Origin of the sequence: Nostoc sp. UHCC 0302, assembly GCF_038096175.1 — a bacterium.
In the GTDB taxonomy this organism is placed as follows: Bacteria; Cyanobacteriota; Cyanobacteriia; order Cyanobacteriales; family Nostocaceae; genus UHCC-0302.
Map to the genome: position 1 here is coordinate 5,241,751 of NZ_CP151099.1, position 15,952 is coordinate 5,257,702.

General features: G+C 40.4%; 18 protein-coding genes. 12 read left to right on the plus strand and 6 right to left on the minus strand.

The annotated features are described in order from the left end of the window. The first annotated feature begins 203 nt into the window (after positions 1-203). The gene (locus WKK05_RS22770; RefSeq protein ID WP_341525346.1) at positions 204-527 is read left to right on the plus strand and encodes a thioredoxin family protein; all 324 of its coding nucleotides are present in this window, start codon (positions 204-206) and stop codon (positions 525-527) included. Here the strand turns inward: WKK05_RS22770 and WKK05_RS22775 are convergent. Continuing rightward, positions 514-747 carry a hypothetical protein gene (locus tag WKK05_RS22775; protein WP_341525347.1) on the minus strand — a complete coding sequence of 78 codons (234 nt, stop codon included), beginning with the start codon at positions 745-747 and terminating at the stop codon, positions 514-516. The two genes, WKK05_RS22770 and WKK05_RS22775, sit on opposite strands and share 14 nt — an antisense overlap. Positions 748-1,103: 356 nt before the next feature. Continuing rightward, entirely contained in the window at positions 1,104-2,951 is a 1,848-nt protein-coding gene (locus WKK05_RS22780) for a S8 family peptidase (RefSeq protein ID WP_341525348.1), read from the minus strand. A gap of 116 nt (positions 2,952-3,067) precedes the next feature. Here WKK05_RS22780 and WKK05_RS22785 point away from each other — a divergent pair, with 116 nt between their 5' ends. From WKK05_RS22785 to WKK05_RS22800, 4 genes are all read left to right on the plus strand, one after another. After that, complete coding sequence (locus WKK05_RS22785) at positions 3,068-3,502, plus strand: hypothetical protein (protein WP_341525349.1); 435 nt, start codon at positions 3,068-3,070, stop codon at positions 3,500-3,502. A 655-nt stretch (positions 3,503-4,157) separates the two neighbouring features. Continuing rightward, positions 4,158-4,979, plus strand: coding sequence for a bifunctional hydroxymethylpyrimidine kinase/phosphomethylpyrimidine kinase (gene thiD / locus WKK05_RS22790; protein WP_341525350.1), 822 nt, complete (start codon positions 4,158-4,160; stop codon positions 4,977-4,979). A gap of 179 nt (positions 4,980-5,158) precedes the next feature. Further along, positions 5,159-5,749 (plus strand): hypothetical protein, encoded by a 591-nt coding sequence (locus tag WKK05_RS22795; RefSeq protein ID WP_341525351.1) that lies wholly within the window; start codon positions 5,159-5,161, stop codon positions 5,747-5,749. 369 nt (positions 5,750-6,118) lie between these two features. Continuing rightward, the gene (locus WKK05_RS22800; RefSeq protein ID WP_341525352.1) at positions 6,119-6,457 is read left to right on the plus strand and encodes a P-II family nitrogen regulator; all 339 of its coding nucleotides are present in this window, start codon (positions 6,119-6,121) and stop codon (positions 6,455-6,457) included. 225 nt (positions 6,458-6,682) lie between these two features. Here WKK05_RS22800 and WKK05_RS22805 read toward each other — a convergent pair whose 3' ends face one another. Then, positions 6,683-7,756 (minus strand): NYN domain-containing protein, encoded by a 1,074-nt coding sequence (locus tag WKK05_RS22805; RefSeq protein WP_341525353.1) that lies wholly within the window; start codon positions 7,754-7,756, stop codon positions 6,683-6,685. A gap of 457 nt (positions 7,757-8,213) precedes the next feature. Here WKK05_RS22805 and WKK05_RS22810 point away from each other — a divergent pair, with 457 nt between their 5' ends. The 5 genes from WKK05_RS22810 (at position 8,214) to WKK05_RS22830 (ending at position 11,447) form a co-directional block, all read left to right on the plus strand. After that, positions 8,214-8,411 (plus strand): hypothetical protein, encoded by a 198-nt coding sequence (locus WKK05_RS22810; protein WP_341525354.1) that lies wholly within the window; start codon positions 8,214-8,216, stop codon positions 8,409-8,411. Positions 8,412-8,459: 48 nt separating this feature from the next. Further along, on the plus strand, positions 8,460-8,723 hold the full coding sequence (locus tag WKK05_RS22815; RefSeq protein WP_341525355.1) for a hypothetical protein: 264 nt from the start codon (positions 8,460-8,462) through the stop codon (positions 8,721-8,723). A 15-nt stretch (positions 8,724-8,738) separates the two neighbouring features. Further along, the gene (locus tag WKK05_RS22820) at positions 8,739-8,921 is read left to right on the plus strand and encodes a hypothetical protein (RefSeq protein ID WP_341525356.1); all 183 of its coding nucleotides are present in this window, start codon (positions 8,739-8,741) and stop codon (positions 8,919-8,921) included. A gap of 67 nt (positions 8,922-8,988) precedes the next feature. Continuing rightward, positions 8,989-10,761 (plus strand): hypothetical protein, encoded by a 1,773-nt coding sequence (locus WKK05_RS22825; RefSeq protein ID WP_341525357.1) that lies wholly within the window; start codon positions 8,989-8,991, stop codon positions 10,759-10,761. Then, on the plus strand, positions 10,758-11,447 hold the full coding sequence (locus tag WKK05_RS22830; protein WP_341525358.1) for an NUDIX hydrolase: 690 nt from the start codon (positions 10,758-10,760) through the stop codon (positions 11,445-11,447). The genes WKK05_RS22825 and WKK05_RS22830 overlap by 4 nt, the downstream gene beginning before the upstream one ends. Positions 11,448-11,473: 26 nt before the next feature. Here the strand turns inward: WKK05_RS22830 and rdgB are convergent, their stop codons facing one another. The 3 genes from rdgB to WKK05_RS22845 form a co-directional block, all read right to left on the minus strand. Continuing rightward, on the minus strand, positions 11,474-12,055 hold the full coding sequence (gene rdgB, locus WKK05_RS22835) for an RdgB/HAM1 family non-canonical purine NTP pyrophosphatase (protein WP_341531163.1): 582 nt from the start codon (positions 12,053-12,055) through the stop codon (positions 11,474-11,476). A 108-nt stretch (positions 12,056-12,163) separates the two neighbouring features. Then, complete coding sequence (locus tag WKK05_RS22840) at positions 12,164-13,600, minus strand: phosphoglucomutase/phosphomannomutase family protein (protein ID WP_341525359.1); 1,437 nt, start codon at positions 13,598-13,600, stop codon at positions 12,164-12,166. Positions 13,601-13,768: 168 nt separating this feature from the next. Further along, positions 13,769-13,984 carry an RNA chaperone Hfq gene (locus WKK05_RS22845; RefSeq protein ID WP_341525360.1) on the minus strand — a complete coding sequence of 72 codons (216 nt, stop codon included), beginning with the start codon at positions 13,982-13,984 and terminating at the stop codon, positions 13,769-13,771. Positions 13,985-14,136: 152 nt separating this feature from the next. Between WKK05_RS22845 and dapF the strand changes: the two genes are divergently transcribed. Further along, positions 14,137-15,036 carry a diaminopimelate epimerase gene (gene dapF / locus WKK05_RS22850; protein ID WP_341525361.1) on the plus strand — a complete coding sequence of 300 codons (900 nt, stop codon included), beginning with the start codon at positions 14,137-14,139 and terminating at the stop codon, positions 15,034-15,036. 322 nt (positions 15,037-15,358) lie between these two features. Continuing rightward, positions 15,359-15,718 (plus strand): hypothetical protein, encoded by a 360-nt coding sequence (locus WKK05_RS22855; RefSeq protein WP_341525362.1) that lies wholly within the window; start codon positions 15,359-15,361, stop codon positions 15,716-15,718. The last annotated feature ends 234 nt before the right edge of the window (positions 15,719-15,952 follow it).

Here is a 15,952-nt window from a genome sequence, read left to right on the forward strand (position 1 = left end):
CGCCTTGGTCTCGTCGCAGAGAAGCCGAAAGGAGTCGTAAAGCCTGCGGCATAGCTACGCTTAGGGCGCAGTCTCTCGTAGAGAAGTATGCTCCCTGCGCCCTGCCCCAATGCCCAAAACCAGCATTGTTAGTCTTCGAGCAATATGTTATAATTCCAAGACTATAAATTAAGCATTGCCTAAAGTCAGAGAGTCACCAGCCCATGAGTTTAGCTGTAATTAAGTTCTCTTCAGAAGAGTGCGGCATCTGCCACAAAATGTCCTTTTATGATAAAAAAGTGGCAGAGGAACTGGGTTTGGAATTTATCGATGTCAAAATGCAGGATACGGCTGCTTACCGCAAGTATCGCAAGATTTTACTAACTCAGTATCCTGATAAATCAGAAATGGGATGGCCGACTTACATTATCTGTGATTCTCCAGAAGCAGAATTTCAGATTGTGGGTGAAGTAAAAGGGGGTCATCCCAAAGGAGAGTTTAGAACTCGTCTACAAGAGGTTCTGAGTTCTACGGCTAATCAGAACTAATCACCTCAAAAGATTTAACTTCTAGGACAGGGCCAATCATGGCAGTTGTCATGATATCTTCACGCACCTGTCCTTTAACTTTGGCTTTTTGTCCAGCTTTGAGTAAGTTTTTGTCAGCACCTCTGAGGATTTCGTAAGTATCACCCTCATCTGTGACTAATGCCCATGCGCCGATACCAATGTTTCGGCGTTCGATTGTACCTGTAAGTGTAATGCTCATAATGATGGGGATTGGGGAGTGGGTAATGGGGACACTTCTCTACGAGAGGCTGCGCCTTAAGCGTAGCTGTGCCGCAGGCTTTACGACAAGCGGTAGTTGAATCTCGCGCTCGATTTCCACGAACTTGTGCTGAGCGTCTTGCCCTGAGCGTAGCCGTACCCCTCCCGGGAAGCAAGCTACGCGTAGCGTCCCGTAGGGAAGGGAGCCGAAGTAGTCGAAACTCAGTGCATCGCTGGGGACTGGGGACTGGGCAGGGGGAGAAATAACTTACTCTTAACTCAGCACGGGCTAAACGCCCCGCTTCCGCTAACAGCACTTAGTACTCTTAATGCCCAATACCAGTACCCAGTAACCTTTTATGCTGTTTGCTTGTCGTTTTGCAGTGCTAAACGAGCAAGCCCATAACAAAGTAGGGCATTGGCAATGAGGAAGATGCGTGCCATGTTACTACTTCCTAATCCCCAAACTGCTGGGTCGTAAAACGCACTTACTGTTAAGCACGCGGCTACACCAAGGGTTGAACCAATGGCAAACCATTTCCAACTAGAATTTCCTAGTAGTAATGCCATTAACACAATAGGAATTAGTACGCTGGCAAACAGGGGATTTAAAGCATCAGTTCCCTGAAGAGCATTGCCTAGTTCAGGAATTGAACTACCTAAAACTCGGAAAGGCCACTGGGGAAGGTCAAAGATATAGATTCCTTTGAGGAAGAATAATCCAGAACTACCAGCAATTAAGCCACTGGATAAAGACCAACTCCAAGAGAAGGGAAAGTAAACACGTAAAAACCAAGCTAGCAAATAGGAACCAACTACCATTAAAAGCTTGGGTAATAGTGCCACTACACCGCCATCAATCCAAAAGCCTGGGTTAAGATAGCCGCTATCTCTTAACCAACGGAAGAAATCTTGGAAAGTGATTTGTCCCTCGAAGCCCAGTTTTACTGCTGCTTCTGCGTTGAGTTGTCCAGCACCATAATAGTTGAGACCATCATCCTGGATAACTCGTGCCGACTGCTTAAGGACTTTTAAAACTTCATCTGGTTCTTTGATGCCAGTGGCTTTGATTAATGCTGCAACGCCTGCAACGTGGGGGGCAGCCATACTTGTACCCTGGAAGCCAAGAAATACGCCTTCGCCTTGTTCGTTGATGGTTTCTTGCAGAATCTTACCAGCATCGCTACCACCAGGAGCAGAGATATCTACCCCAGCACCAAAGTTAGAATAAGGGGCTTTTTCTCCATCTGGGCCAAATGCCGAAACGCCGATTACGTAAGGATAGCGGGCAGGATAGCTTGCTCCATTAGTGTTTTCGTTCCCCGCTGCGGCAACGATCGCTACACCTTTTCTATGAGCATACTCGATCGCTTGCTTCATTAACTGGCTTTCACCAATGCCGCCCAAGCTCATATTAATTACATCTGCGCCTTTATCAGCAGCAAATTTAATCGCTTCGGCAATATCGGCAACTGTACCGCCACCATAAGCATTAAGTACCTTCAGCGGCATGAGATTGGCTTCGTAGGCAATTCCCGCTACACCATATTTGTTATTTGTCGATTGGGCAATAGTTCCAGCAACATGAGTACCGTGTCCGTTGTCGTCTGTGGCTTCTTCTTTGTCGTTAACGAAGTCGTAGCCTTTGACGAATTTTGTCTCATACAAGTCACGGACGCGAGTAACGCCAGTGTCAATTACTGCTACTGTGATGTCTTTACCTTTGGTTTGACTCCATGCGCCTTCAACGCCGATTTTGTGGAGGTTCCACTGCTTGCTATAATATTGGTCATTAGGCCCTTTTAATGAAGGATTTACATCATCATCCTCTTGTGGGCTTAAAAATTCTCCTAACCACGCGGTTTTACCAGGATTAGGAATTCTATAGATGTAATTTGGCTCAATAAATTCTGTAACTTTGGCGAATGGAGATTTTTTCAGTTCTTTGAGTCGCTTGCGATCGCCTTTAATAATATAAACATGATCATTCGCAGAAAACTTGTTGTCTAATTGGGGTGTAACGTTGTATTGTTGAGCGATCGCTTGCAGTTCCTGCTGCACAACCGAAGCCGGAATATCTTCCCGAAAATCAAGCAAAATCGTCTCAAACTCGCCTTTAGTTGCCAATCCCTGGAAATTTAGGAAACCAAAGATTGCAGCTACTAACCCAACGACAAACAAGCACAATAATATAAGTTTTTTCATACTAACTCATCACAGCTTTTTGCCAGTTTGTTCACTACCATAACTTATCTGTGTTAATTATTGGTGTATTTTGCATTTTAGTTAACTTTCTCTCAGGGTTTAGGACTGTTTAATCGATGGAACGTGGTCTTTTGTGGTTACCTTTGTTAGTAATGTTTTTTTGGTTGGCTTGGCAAGGCTCGAAAGAGTATCAAAAAGTCGAAGCCTATCGCGCTTGGGCAGAGCAATTTGAACGCGCTAAGTATGATATTTATTCAGTATTGGGTCAAAAAGATAACAATATTACTTGGGGAAAACCCACCCCAAAAGGCCCAATTAAGCTAGAAACATTTTCTTTGCTTGATGTTGAACAAGCTCGCCTTTTAATAGATGATAAGCCAGTAGATATAGAAGCACCACCAGAAAAAGGTCGGGCGATTGAATTAGAATTTATATTTTCTGAAGCTGCTAACTCGGTGCGTGTTCCGTTTACAGAAATTCCTTTAGCAGCAGAATGGGGTAAATATTTGCAAAGAACATTGCAAAGTTTACGAAAGGAACAAAATCAGTAAATAGTAGTCTTTGTTTAATATGAGCTAGACTTCTTGCTTAAAAATTTTCGTGCTAGTGAATACTATGTAAAAAGCTCGTGCATTCAACGAAGTCGAATGCACGAGATAAAAAATAAAATATTAAAAATGTGAATAGCTCAAAAAGTTGAAATTTTTTATATATTTAAACAGATTTTATAGTCATAACTAGTACAGCACGGCGTAAATAAACCATCCATTGAGAATACCTAAAACCTTTGTGAAAACGTAATTACGAACTTGTACTGAGCGTAGCCGAAGTATTACGTTAGCGTAGCGGGGCGGAGCATCGTTACGAATTACGAATTCCGTGTAGCGATACTAGTAGCAAAATAACGGTAAAGCTCTTTTTTAAGAGCAAAATTCAGTTATGAAACGAATTATTGGTATTGCTTTACTACTTACAGCAGTTTGGAAGTAAATGAAGTATAGCGTCTAAGTTTCAAAGCTATATACAAAGCCGGATTTAATTCTGACGCCAAGCCGCGAGCGTCTCCGGCTCCACTCCTGACTTCTGTCTCACCTCGGCTACACTCGGTGGTCGCCGAGCGCAGTCGAGGTGCGGCCACCTGAATTCTACTGTAATGCCTGTGGTTCAATTGTTAACAGTTCTTCTCAGATTAGTAATCTTCAACTTATGAACGCCAAAACAATATCCAGAGTGCCTGTTGCTTTAACCATTGCTGGTTCAGATAGTGGTGGTGGCGCGGGAATTCAAGCTGATTTACGCACCTTTGCCTTTCATTGTGTCCACGGTACAAGCGCTATAACCTGCGTCACGGCACAAAACACTCTGGGAGTGGCGCGGGTTGATGCTATGCCAACAGAGGCTGTGGTGGCGCAAATTCAGGCAGTAGTTGAGGATATTGGCCTCCAAGCTGCGAAAACCGGAATGTTACTCAACCAGGAAATTATCTTTGCTGTTGCTCAGCAGGTAGAAGCTTTACAAATCGATAACTTAGTGGTAGACCCGGTGATGGTATCACGCACAGGAGCGCAGTTAATTGACGATGACGCTGTGAAGACTCTGTGCCATGCCCTTATCCCTAAAGCGGCTATTGTGACGCCAAATCGTTATGAGGCACAGATTTTGACTGGTTTACAGATTCATTCCTTGGACGATATGCAAGCCGCTGCCCAAATTATTCATCGTGAACTAGGGGTGAAAGCAGTTTTAGTAAAGGGTGGAGGTATGGAAGGTGATTTGCGTGGCGTGGATATCTGGTTTGATGGGCAGAAGTTGGAAACTTTGACAACAAAATTAGTAGATACCAAAAATACTCACGGTACTGGTTGTACATTATCAGCTGCGATCGCAGCTAATCTGGCGAGGGGAAAAAACTTGTGGGAAGCAGTGCAACAAGCAAAAGAGTATGTTACTACTGCACTTAGTTACGCCCTAGATATTGGTAAAGGGCAAGGGCCTGTAGGACACTTCTTTCCCTTATTAAGAAAATAACTCCTTCTTCCCGTTCCCCTTCATCTGCTTACGAAAATAACAGTTCTTTCCCCTTCTCAAAAAAATCTTTGCCCTCTGAGGATTTTTCTATTATTCTTGGGCATAGTTTCAGGGCTAACTATAGTCTGTTAGCATCTCTGTACAATCTAATAACTTTAATTTTTAATACCAAGCCCCCGATGCGAGCAACCACAGGTTCTGTTCACAGGAATTCGCCACCACAGGCTACTCAAGCCTATCCCCCCTCTGTACCACTATCTGTATACAGGGAATTGTCAGTAGAGTTGCAAGCAACACAGGCAAGGTTAGATGCACTGACTACTCAAAATCAGCAGCTATTACAAGAAAATCAAGTACTCCGGCGAGAAATTACCAAAGTCGTTCACTCTTTCTCACACTTACAAAAGTTTGTGAACTCCAGTAATACCTTTGATGAGCGCCAAGTTCCCCATCCTACTGTCAAACCACCAGTAAATGAAGCGCGTTCATCTGGGCAAAGTCCGCGTCCCCGTCCACCTGTAGCCACTAAAGTACCTCCTGGCAAAAACCGCCGCCAGGAGTTCTCTGTGCCTATGGTGGATATGAATTTCCCAATGTCACAACCGATTTTTATAGAAGAGCAGGAAGTCAGATATTATCCCACTGCTGAGCCAGAAGCAAAGCAACTCAGTGGCTGGTGGTTTGTTATCGCCATCATATTAATTATGCTTACCGCCTTTAGCGCTGGGTATCTATTTGTGCGTCCCATGTTTGAACATCAAAATCGTTAGTTGAGAGTCCCACACACAAAAGCAGTGAGTTTTTGAGCTATCGTACAATTTTTCTTGCAGCGTCCTCGTGAAATATGCGATCGTGTCTGCTTAATAGCGGAATTTATTTATTTTTTAGGTAACAAAAAAAACATTAATAATTACGGATTTCGAAGTTAAACCTCTCATCTTAGAAATATCAAGGATTTATAAACTTAGTCCATCTTTACTGCTTATGATATTAGAACTGCTCAGGTAAGGTATTTACAAGTTAAAAAAAAGTGGTAATTATTACATATGTTTTGGGATGGCGTTGCTTATTAAAGCGGTAGAGAGCGGATCTCTGATTAGATAGATAAACGAAGGTATTAGTACAAAGGAGTCGAGAAAATGAAAAAAGTAGAAGCAATTATCCGTCCATTTAAGCTGGATGAAGTGAAAATTGCTTTGGTCAATGCTGGTATTGTGGGCATGACCGTTTCTGAAGTCCGGGGTTTTGGAAGGCAAAAAGGTCAAACTGAACGGTATCGAGGTTCAGAATACACCGTTGAGTTTCTGCAAAAACTTAAAGTGGAAATTGTAGTTGAGGACGGTCAAGTTGATATGGTAGTAGACAAAGTTATCGCTGCTGCTCGCACTGGTGAAATCGGCGATGGTAAAATTTTCATCTCGCCTGTTGAGCAGGTAATTCGGATTCGCACTGGGGAAAAGAACACCGAAGCAGTGTGAGTTATGAGTGCTGAGGGTTAAATTTCAAGATGGTAGGCGTTGCTGAATAGGGGGATGAATTATATCAACATAACTATCAGATAATTTTCTTCCTAAAATCAGCAACGCCTCCTGTAGCAGTCCTATTTGATTCATGAACTTACTCCTGAGACCCAACGGGGTGACAAAGAACAGCATCAAACTCTTAAGAGTTTCCTAAGCAGATGTTTCATGAAATGGTATTAACTAAAAAATCTGATCTTGAACAGTTTCTAAGTCTAGGTAGGAATCTGCAACCTTGATTAAAGCCGCGCTGGTATCAGAACGAAAACTTGCAACTTCAAGACGCTTTCCATTGCCTTGGATGTCCTTCACCGCAGAAATAAAATCTCCATCGCCAGAAACTAGAATTGCTGTATCGTAGGTATTGATTAAATACTTGACTAAACCCAAGGTTAGCTCTTGATCCAGATTTCCTTTCATTGAACCATCCCTGCGCCGCACAATTTCTTTACTAACAACTTTAAATCCTAACCGTCGTATTTTTGACAGAAAACGCTGTTGTTCTTTGTTAGCTGGGTCTACTGCTGTATAAAAATAAGTACCAGTAACCTTAGACTTGTCTGCTAATACTGAAAGCAGTTTTGCATAATCAATCTTGAAACCTCGTTGGGTAGCAGCATGATAAATATTGGCTGCATCAATAAATATTGCTACACGCTCATTCGGTTGTACATAAGTTGATTCGGTTGCTGGAGTTTCTTTACGATTTGAATTTAGCTGATACTGGACTTTGGTTAATTGCTCTGAGTTGCGAGTAGTACGCTCATTTAGACCTTGTAGCTGCTGCTGTATTTGTTTGGACTCCTCCTGTCCTATTAGTTCTACAGCCTTTTGCTGACGCTGTATTTGATTAAGTTTTCCAATAATAGGCGTTAAATGCGTTTTAGTTAGATACTTTCGTGAGTTATCTTCTGGCTGTTTCACAGTGGTAGTTAATTGCTGTAACTGATTTTCTAGCTCAACATAGCCTTGCTGCATCTCTATAATTGCAGTTTGCTGTTTTTGCTCAGTCGCCTGTAACAACTCCAAGCGGCGATGGTTGGCTTGATGTATCAGTATAAAGCTCAGAGAAAGCGGCAAAATAGCGTATTGCTGAGTTACTAGCGACATTACTCCACCTACTAGATGGCAAAAGACAGATGCCTTTTGTGCCACCTTAAATAAACTTTGATTATTTTTAGATGGTTTTTCTAACTTGCTCATTCCATGCTTCTGGGAAAGGGAAAATTTGGGGGTTGAGTTGATTGAGCTTGTCATTTGATGTCTCCTAATGGTTTACTGATTTTGTAGTAAGGTATTAAGAACCCGGAAGTTAGTAAAGTTATCAAGCTTGCATTGGATGAGAGCCAACTTCTTAAAATCTTTACTTTTCGGATACTTTGCAGAATAACTAATTACCAAACCCAACAGTCAACCCAACTTGTTAGGTAATTTATCTGATGACATCTGTAGCTTGTTTTTTAGAGATTTTTAGAGGTTTTGCATGACTACCCAACTTTTTGTTGGGTAATTTAAAATAGCTGAATCAAAACTATATTTTCTTGTTAATATAAAAAATATTCCTTATGATATGTAACTTTATACAATATATTTTTCTGGAAAAATTCAAATATATTTACAGAGGAACTAATAGTAATAGAACAAGATTGTTTGAAAAATCACATTTTGGTATAATCTGAAAATTATCTACTAAAACTAAAGATTTATTCATAAAATGGAAATACAACTTTGTTCAATTTGTAAACAAACTGAGGAAAAAACAGGTATTGATATTGGTCTCTTGTTAGAAAAATTAAGCTCCGTCAAAGGAAAAGAGCTTTCTGAATATGAAAAAAAGTACTTGTGTTTATCTTTGGCTTCATATACAACTGCTCAAATAGCTTATTTTATGTATAAACATGAATTATTATAAGTAGAACAAGCTTCTACTTATACAGATATAAAAAGGATGATGAGGAATATGAAAAGTGAAATGTCACAAGAAAATAGTGTGAATTATTGTATAAAACAAATTATGGGTTTAGACCGTAGACCTAGTTGGCCTCTTGTAATTAACTTTTTAAAAGAGAAAGGTTTTGTGAAAGCAAAAACTCCGATACAAAAAATAAAAAATAAAGCGTATCTTTTGATAGGGGATGGAGTGCATAACCGCACACCAGAAGAAATCCAAAAAATTTTAGAAGAGAATGGGATTAAAGGCATAAAAATACAGAATATTAATTAGATATAGTTAAATAAAATGCCTAGTAGTAATAAAAACTCAAATATAGATAATCAAGAACTGTTTTTAATTGAAGGCCCTTTAGAAGAACTTGAGAAAATTGTATATCTTTTTGAATATGGAGAGCTAAGTAAATTACTTGGTAATGAAGTTATAGATGTAAGTGTAGTTTCTGAAGTAGGAATAAATACAGATAGCTAATCGTAAATTTAAGTGATGTACTTAAGGAATGGAAACCAAACTTTTAATTAGTAAATAGCTAGAAAATATGATTAATAATAAAAATTTAGAGCCAGCTAATCAAAAACTGTTTTTAATTGAAGGCCCTTTAGAAGAACTTGAGAAAATTGCGAATCTTTTTGAATCTGGAGAGCTAAATAAATTACTTGGTAATGAAGTCATCGATGTGAGTGTGGTTTCTGAAGTAGAAATAAATACAGAGAGCCAATCGGAAATAACAGTACCGCTAACTGATGAACAAAGAGATTTAGTGATGACATCGAAAATATCTCTGTCATTTGCAGAAAGAGACAACTATGAATTTGAGAAGTATGAACTTGATAATTTAGAAATAAATCATTTAGTACCTCAGTCTCTTGATAATCAATGGGTACCTTGTTCTCTCCTCTACGAAATGAGTAGAGAGAATTTGAGTTTTGATGATATTCAAAGCAGAGTTAAGCAAGACAAGAGAATGGAATTTCGTCGTGCTTTAATTAATTCACGGCAGCTAGTTGTTAATCGTGCTGCTATTTATAATGAGACAACAGTTTCTGAATGTTTTGAGCAACCTGGAGAAAGCCAGGAAGCTTTCAAAGCTTTGTTGACAAATGGTACTATAGTACCTTTTCTATTTCGTGAAGAAAGTCCACTGGAACCACCTGCATTTACCACTAGTGCTTTTGAAGCTTGGAAAGAAGTCTGTAAAGATGTTCGCATGAAGTGCTTACGTCTTTCATGGGATGAAGATAACCAGTCGTTGATTCGCCAAAGACTCAGCCTACCATTCCATGAATTTGGAACAACTGCTTCTATAAAAGATATCGAGCAATATCTGAGAGATTTAAATTTGCCTGAAGATGCACGAGAGCCTTTTCAAAAGCGTTTGCGTCAAGTTAGAAATAAATGCATAGAAATAGAAGATGAGGGCAAATTAGTTACTCGTGAGCAACTCTACGAAGCATTTGTTACTGCTGAAGGAACTAAGCCTGTTGAAAAAAAATATGATTTTAGAAAACCATTTGCCGCAGAAATTAAACAGTTGATTGATTTGAAATATAACGTCAATCTTCCAGACGCATTAGACGGAATAGCATTAACACCTTTTGATTCTCTACCTCGTTCTACCTTACAGGAATTGAAATCATTCCAAAGAGGTGCTAAAGATAATGAAAAAGACGCTGATACTTGGCTGAAGCTATTAAAAAATTCAGCATTTGAGCGTTTGCAGCAAGGTTTATACTTGCAATCTCTGTTACAAGATGGTTATTTAGATTCGTTAGCATCCTTAAGCCTACAAGAAGTTTTAGAAGTTAGGTCTAAACAAGAATGGCAGGTTTATATGCAAAATGTTGATGCTTTGCTGCAAAATCCCGAAAATTTTGAAGAAATGGCAGAAGCAGTTTATCAGAGCTATATAAATCTAAATGGAGGAATTACAAATTTAGTCAAATTCAAGCGAATGCAAGAACGTGTAGAAATTTGGACTCCAGCTATTGAGTATATTTTAGAGATTTCCGGCGCACAATTGATAGTGAAATGGTCTGAGCAGGGAACTACATATGCCCTCAATGGCAAAATTTCTCCTTTGGTAGCTAAATCTTCTAGAGTCCCTTATGTCGAAAAATTTAGAATTGCAGGTTCTCAAGCTAATCAAGCTGACTTAAATATGACTATCGAGTTGAAGAAGGGTTATACGCGTTTCCCTGGGGAACAATGGGAAGCACTCCAACGTAAAATTCCAGAAATTCCTGGGTTTCAACGTGAACTCATTTTGGTAGGTAATGATGCTACACTAAATCGCTCAGGAGAAGCCGTTTGAATAACTTAAAACAATATTTATCCCTTGCTGTTAGCCATCCGGGCATCTTTAGAAATCCGCAGAGTGAGGGATTAGATGTAATTTTGCAAGAAGAAGAAATTCTTCAGATAGAGTCTTTAGTAGCGCAAAAACTAGAACAAAAAGGATTGCCCCTTGAGTGGGCTAAAGTTGGCATCGTTTATAAAGACCAGTATTTAATGGTTTTGCGGGATGCAGTACGCTTCCCTGATGGACAATTGGGTACTTATATTCGTATTCTTGTCAAGCCAGATAGCACCCGTGGTGTGGTGATTCTACCAATTTATCAACAAAAAGTATTACTTATTCGTCACTTTCGCCATGCAACACGCTCTTGGCACTTAGAAATTCCTCGTGGTTTTGGTGAAAAAGACTCATCTAGTGAAGAAAATACTCAACGAGAATTGATGGAAGAAATTGGTGCTGAGGCTAACTCTCTAGTTTCAATTGGGGAAATGCACGTCAATACAGGTATTAGTTCTGAATGCGTTGAACTATTTTTTGCAGATATAAAATCTGTTGGTGAATTTGATGTTAAAGAAGGAATTACACAATTGCTGACAATAGAAGTTTCAGAATTTGAAAGAATGATTAGTGATAATGAAATTACTGATTCTTTTACAATTGCAGCGTATACGCGAGCTAAACTACGTCAATTATTGCCATAAAGCTGTCTAGAAAAGTCAAGCCTCAGTTAGGGACTCAATACTGTGTCTAGTTGCGGTAGTAAAGCTGTAAAAGCCTTGCCTCGATGACTAATTGACCTCTTAGCTTGTGGCGTCATTTCAGCATAGGTCAATTTCTTCTCTGGGACGTAAAAAATTGGATCATAACCGAAACCACTATTACCACGAGGTGCATGGAGAATTTCGCCACGACAAATACCTTCAGCTTGTAATACGATCGCACCATCAGGATTAGCGATCGCTACTACACAAACAAATTGCGCTTGCCGATTTTCGGCGTTACCTAATTCCTTCAATAATCTAGCAATACGTTCTGAGTCGTTTTGGCCATAACGCGCGGAATACACTCCCGGTATACCATTGAGTGCATCTACTTCCAAGCCAGAATCATCAGCGATCGCCCAGTTTCCTGTTGCTAAAGCAACTTGAGATGCTTTGAGACAAGCATTAGCTGCAAAAGTCTCGCCGGTCTCTTCAATTTCTAATTCTTCAGGCTTAAGGATTAGTTCCCAATTAGAGTTTTCCAGGTAAGCTTGCATTTCCCGCAATTTACCTGGATTTCCTGTGGCGACTACGAGTAGTTTTGTCATTGGTAATTTGTCATTGGTCATCGGTCATTAGTCATTAGTTATTGGTCAATTAGTCATTGTTTTTAAACAAAGGACAAATGACAAAAGACTAATGACTAATAACTAATTTTACTCTGCCCAGTGTTTTGCCCAAGCAAGAGTTTCATGTACTTGCTCAATTGTGGGGGCTTCGCAGTAGAGGCGTAAAACTGGTTCAGTACCGCTAAACCGAATCATTAACCAGCTTTTGTCAGCTAGGCGGTACTTGTAACCGTCTATTGTTTGACAATCAATCACGGCTTTACCAGCGATTTCCTTTAGGGGTTCGGTTTGCAGTTGTTGCAAAAGACGTGATCGCACTTCCATACTTGCCAAGGGTAAATCAATGCGATCGTATGCTGAACTAAACCCTGTTTGTTCTTGCAAATAGCGATAATATTCGCCTAAATCTAGCCCAGATTCTACAATCGCCTCTAGCACATACAATGCTGACAGCAGTGCATCACGTTCAGGAATATGGCTACCGTAGCCAATTCCTCCTGACTCTTCACCACCCAGCAAAACCTGTGTTGCTAACATTCTGTCAGCAATATATTTATAACCAACCGCTGTCTCAAATACTGAAAGATGATGTAGTGCTGCTACAAGAGGCATCAAGTCAGAACCACTAACGGTTTTGACGATTTCACCGGTAAAGCCGCGCCGTTTGGTTAAGTGGTCGATTAATATCGGGATTAACACCTGAGAACTCAAAAAGTTGGCTTCTCCGTCTACAGCAGCGATGCGATCGCAATCCCCATCAAATACTAACCCCACCGTTAAACCAGATTTATCTGTTTGTCCGTGAGTTTTGATTACTTCAAATAAACGTGAAAGGTATTTAGGTAAAGGTTCCGGCGCACCACCACCAAATAGGGGATCACGTTCGCTGTTGATTTCTTTTACCTGATCTCCTAGTAGTTTCGCCAATCCGCCGGCAGCAGCGCCATGCATGACATCAGCAAATACCGTCAGTTTACCAGAGGCGATCGCTTTGCGAATCTTGGCAATATCAACTTTTCCTTCTAGCCCTTGAGTGTAACTAGGCCAGGGATCAAACTTCTCTTCTTTGCCTGGAGTAGTTGCCTGCGGTACTCCCTCTGACAACAACGCTTCTATCTCTTTTGTGACTTCTGGGGATACTGAACCGCCAAAATAACCCTTGACTTTTAATCCCAAATATATCCCAGGATTATGGCTGGCTGTAATTACCAGCGCCCCCAAAGCATTAAGTTGTTTTGCCGCCCAACTATAAGCCGGGGTTGGGGCATAGCTTTCGCTGAACAACACATCAAATCCGACGGCAGTAACAGCATCAGCGACAACACGAGCAAAGTCTTCTGCCATAAATCGGCGATCGTAACCGACGATTATCGTCCGGCTACCCACCGTAGAATAGTATGTATCATATAATACTTTTGCAGCGGCTGACGTAACTAAGGCTAGACGTTCAAAGGTGAACTCATCACCAATAACGCCCCGCCAGCCGTCTGTACCAAACTTGATTGAGTTAGTTACAACTGGCATTTGGGTATCCTAACTGTCTTTCTGAGGATTCTAGCATTTATACAGTGTATAAAGTAAAAAAAGAATATAGTAAAAATATGTACTAGTAATACTGAGTAAGAGGCATGGGGCATGGGGTATGGGGCATTGGGGATGAGAGAAAATTTTTCCCCTCTGCCCTTCTGTTTCCTAACTCTTAGGTTTGATATAAGCGATCGCTTGCTTCCAAATAGTGGTTTGCTGACTGTTTTCATCAGCAATACATACACACTGTGGATCTTGCCATAAAACTTTTCCTGTCAACACATCGCCAGTGAGCAATTTGAACTCTACTGGTGTTGTTTGTTTAATCAGGGTTTGAACTTGTCTAATACTGGGTAAAGTGGTGTCAAATTCAGTAAGCATTTTTAGTAATGATGTGTGTACAAGAGAGAATGTTTAAATAAGGGACTGGTAACTAGGGACTGGGTAATGGGAAAGAGTTTTCTAATTCCCAGTACCCAATCCCCAGCACCCAATCCCTAATACCTAATCTTTGATAATTCATCCTTAGAGAAATGGCAATCGAATTTACTAAGTATCACGGTCTGGGCAATGATTTTATTTTGATTGATAATCGCTCTTCATCTGTTCCAGTACTAACGCCAGAGCAAGCTATTAAGTTGTGCGATCGCCACTTTGGTATCGGTGCTGATGGTGTAATTTTTGCTCTGCCTGGAGAAAATGGCACTGACTACACCATGCGGATTTTCAATTCCGATGGTTCAGAACCGGAAATGTGCGGTAATGGTATTCGCTGTTTAGCTGGATTTCTCGCAGACTTAGAAGGATTGGCGACTAGAGACTGGGGACTAGGGACTGGGAAAGAATCTTCCCAATCCCCAATTCCCAATCCCCAATCCCCGATCACATATCGCATTCATACGTTGGCTGGTGTGATTACACCTCAACTCAAGTCTGATGGCCAAGTTAAGGTGGATATGGGTTTACCCAGGTTACTCGCTGGGGAAATTCCTACTAATCTTGCATCTGCTGAGAAAAAAGTGATTAATGAACTTTTAGAGGTAGCAGGGCAAACTTGGAAAGTCACCTGTGTAAGTATGGGAAATCCTCACTGCATTACCTTTGTAGAAGATGTAGCAGCAATTTCTTTAGAAAGTATAGGCCCGCAGTTTGAACATCACCCAGCTTTTCCCCAACGGATAAATACGGAATTTATTCAAGTGGTGCGCCGTGACTACTTAAAAATGCGGGTTTGGGAACGAGGCGCGGGGATTACCTTGGCTTGTGGTACTGGTGCTTGTGCTTCGTTGGTTGCTGGTGTGTTGACTGGAAAATGCGATCGCACTGCGACTGTAGAATTACCGGGTGGGCCTTTGCAGATTGAATGGTCAGAAATCGACCAAAGAGTTTACATGACTGGGCAAGCTGAACGGGTGTTCAGCGGTAAACTGTAACAGAATTACTGGCATTACTACCTGAGTAATGCCACAAAAGCTTTGTAGTTACTGCACGCCCACTTCTAAATTGTGCTGGTGTAGAACGTGTTTGAGCGACTGTTTCTTTCGTAATCTTTATAAAGTTAGTAAACAAAAGATAAACCGCTATTTTGGCAAGTTTTCTAGTGTACTTGTTCGATAAAAACTGCTGCTGAAATAAAACAAATAAAAATACCTTGGTCAAACAGCTATTAAGCCTACTTCTCCAAAAACCACAGAAAAAAAACAATGGGATGAATTATCTTTTATCAAAGAAATTGGGACTAAATATGGTGCTGAGGTGGCTAAAGTTGCGAGTCTGATTCTGGAATGGTCAATTGGCCAACCGATGCAGATTCAATGGGGTATAGGTATGAGTCAGGGGTCTTTTACTCCTAAAATTAATTACAAAGGTAAAAATATCACTTTTTTCCGGGTTTGGACTAATGCCACCCTAGAAGTTTTAGCCTATAAACCACCATTTCATTTAGAAGCTAAAAAAGCAGAACTTCTCAACCGATTTAAATCTATTACAGGTACATCAATTTCGGTTAATCCTTATTGCTGGTATATTCCCTTTTCTATTCTCAAAGATGAGATAGTTTTCCGGCGGTTGTTGGAAGTACTTAGTTGGACGATTAATGAAATCCAATCATCATGAAATAATAACTAAGTTTTGTTAACCTGAATATATAATTCGTGATTCTTATTGTTAACTCATGATTTATAGTTGCTATATTTCATGTATAGAAGTGCATCATAACCTAAATTAATTTATAAATATTGTCAATAACTAATAGCCACTATGCTTAGATAACTCAGGTATTTGTTCTGCCTAAACCACTCATTAAAGTCAAGCTCATGCATACTATTGCTGAATTTGGTGAAAATATGG

What these genes read in the sequence shown, in the direction of transcription:
- WKK05_RS22815 (WP_341525355.1), top strand. Translation starts at nt 8,460, where the DNA reads ATGAAAAGTGAAATGTCACAAGAAAATAGTGTGAATTATTGTATAAAA.
- WKK05_RS22820 (WP_341525356.1), top strand. Translation starts at nt 8,739, where the DNA reads ATGCCTAGTAGTAATAAAAACTCAAATATAGATAATCAAGAACTGTTT.
- WKK05_RS22780 (WP_341525348.1), bottom strand. Translation starts at nt 2,951, where the DNA reads ATGAAAAAACTTATATTATTGTGCTTGTTTGTCGTTGGGTTAGTAGCT.
- WKK05_RS22770 (WP_341525346.1), top strand. Translation starts at nt 204, where the DNA reads ATGAGTTTAGCTGTAATTAAGTTCTCTTCAGAAGAGTGCGGCATCTGC.
- WKK05_RS22785 (WP_341525349.1), top strand. Translation starts at nt 3,068, where the DNA reads ATGGAACGTGGTCTTTTGTGGTTACCTTTGTTAGTAATGTTTTTTTGG.
- WKK05_RS22825 (WP_341525357.1), top strand. Translation starts at nt 8,989, where the DNA reads ATGATTAATAATAAAAATTTAGAGCCAGCTAATCAAAAACTGTTTTTA.
- WKK05_RS22800 (WP_341525352.1), top strand. Translation starts at nt 6,119, where the DNA reads ATGAAAAAAGTAGAAGCAATTATCCGTCCATTTAAGCTGGATGAAGTG.
- WKK05_RS22795 (WP_341525351.1), top strand. Translation starts at nt 5,159, where the DNA reads ATGCGAGCAACCACAGGTTCTGTTCACAGGAATTCGCCACCACAGGCT.
- WKK05_RS22810 (WP_341525354.1), top strand. Translation starts at nt 8,214, where the DNA reads ATGGAAATACAACTTTGTTCAATTTGTAAACAAACTGAGGAAAAAACA.
- WKK05_RS22775 (WP_341525347.1), bottom strand. Translation starts at nt 747, where the DNA reads ATGAGCATTACACTTACAGGTACAATCGAACGCCGAAACATTGGTATC.
- dapF (WP_341525361.1), top strand. Translation starts at nt 14,137, where the DNA reads ATGGCAATCGAATTTACTAAGTATCACGGTCTGGGCAATGATTTTATT.
- WKK05_RS22805 (WP_341525353.1), bottom strand. Translation starts at nt 7,756, where the DNA reads ATGACAAGCTCAATCAACTCAACCCCCAAATTTTCCCTTTCCCAGAAG.
- WKK05_RS22840 (WP_341525359.1), bottom strand. Translation starts at nt 13,600, where the DNA reads ATGCCAGTTGTAACTAACTCAATCAAGTTTGGTACAGACGGCTGGCGG.
- thiD (WP_341525350.1), top strand. Translation starts at nt 4,158, where the DNA reads ATGAACGCCAAAACAATATCCAGAGTGCCTGTTGCTTTAACCATTGCT.
- WKK05_RS22845 (WP_341525360.1), bottom strand. Translation starts at nt 13,984, where the DNA reads ATGCTTACTGAATTTGACACCACTTTACCCAGTATTAGACAAGTTCAA.
- rdgB (WP_341531163.1), bottom strand. Translation starts at nt 12,055, where the DNA reads ATGACAAAACTACTCGTAGTCGCCACAGGAAATCCAGGTAAATTGCGG.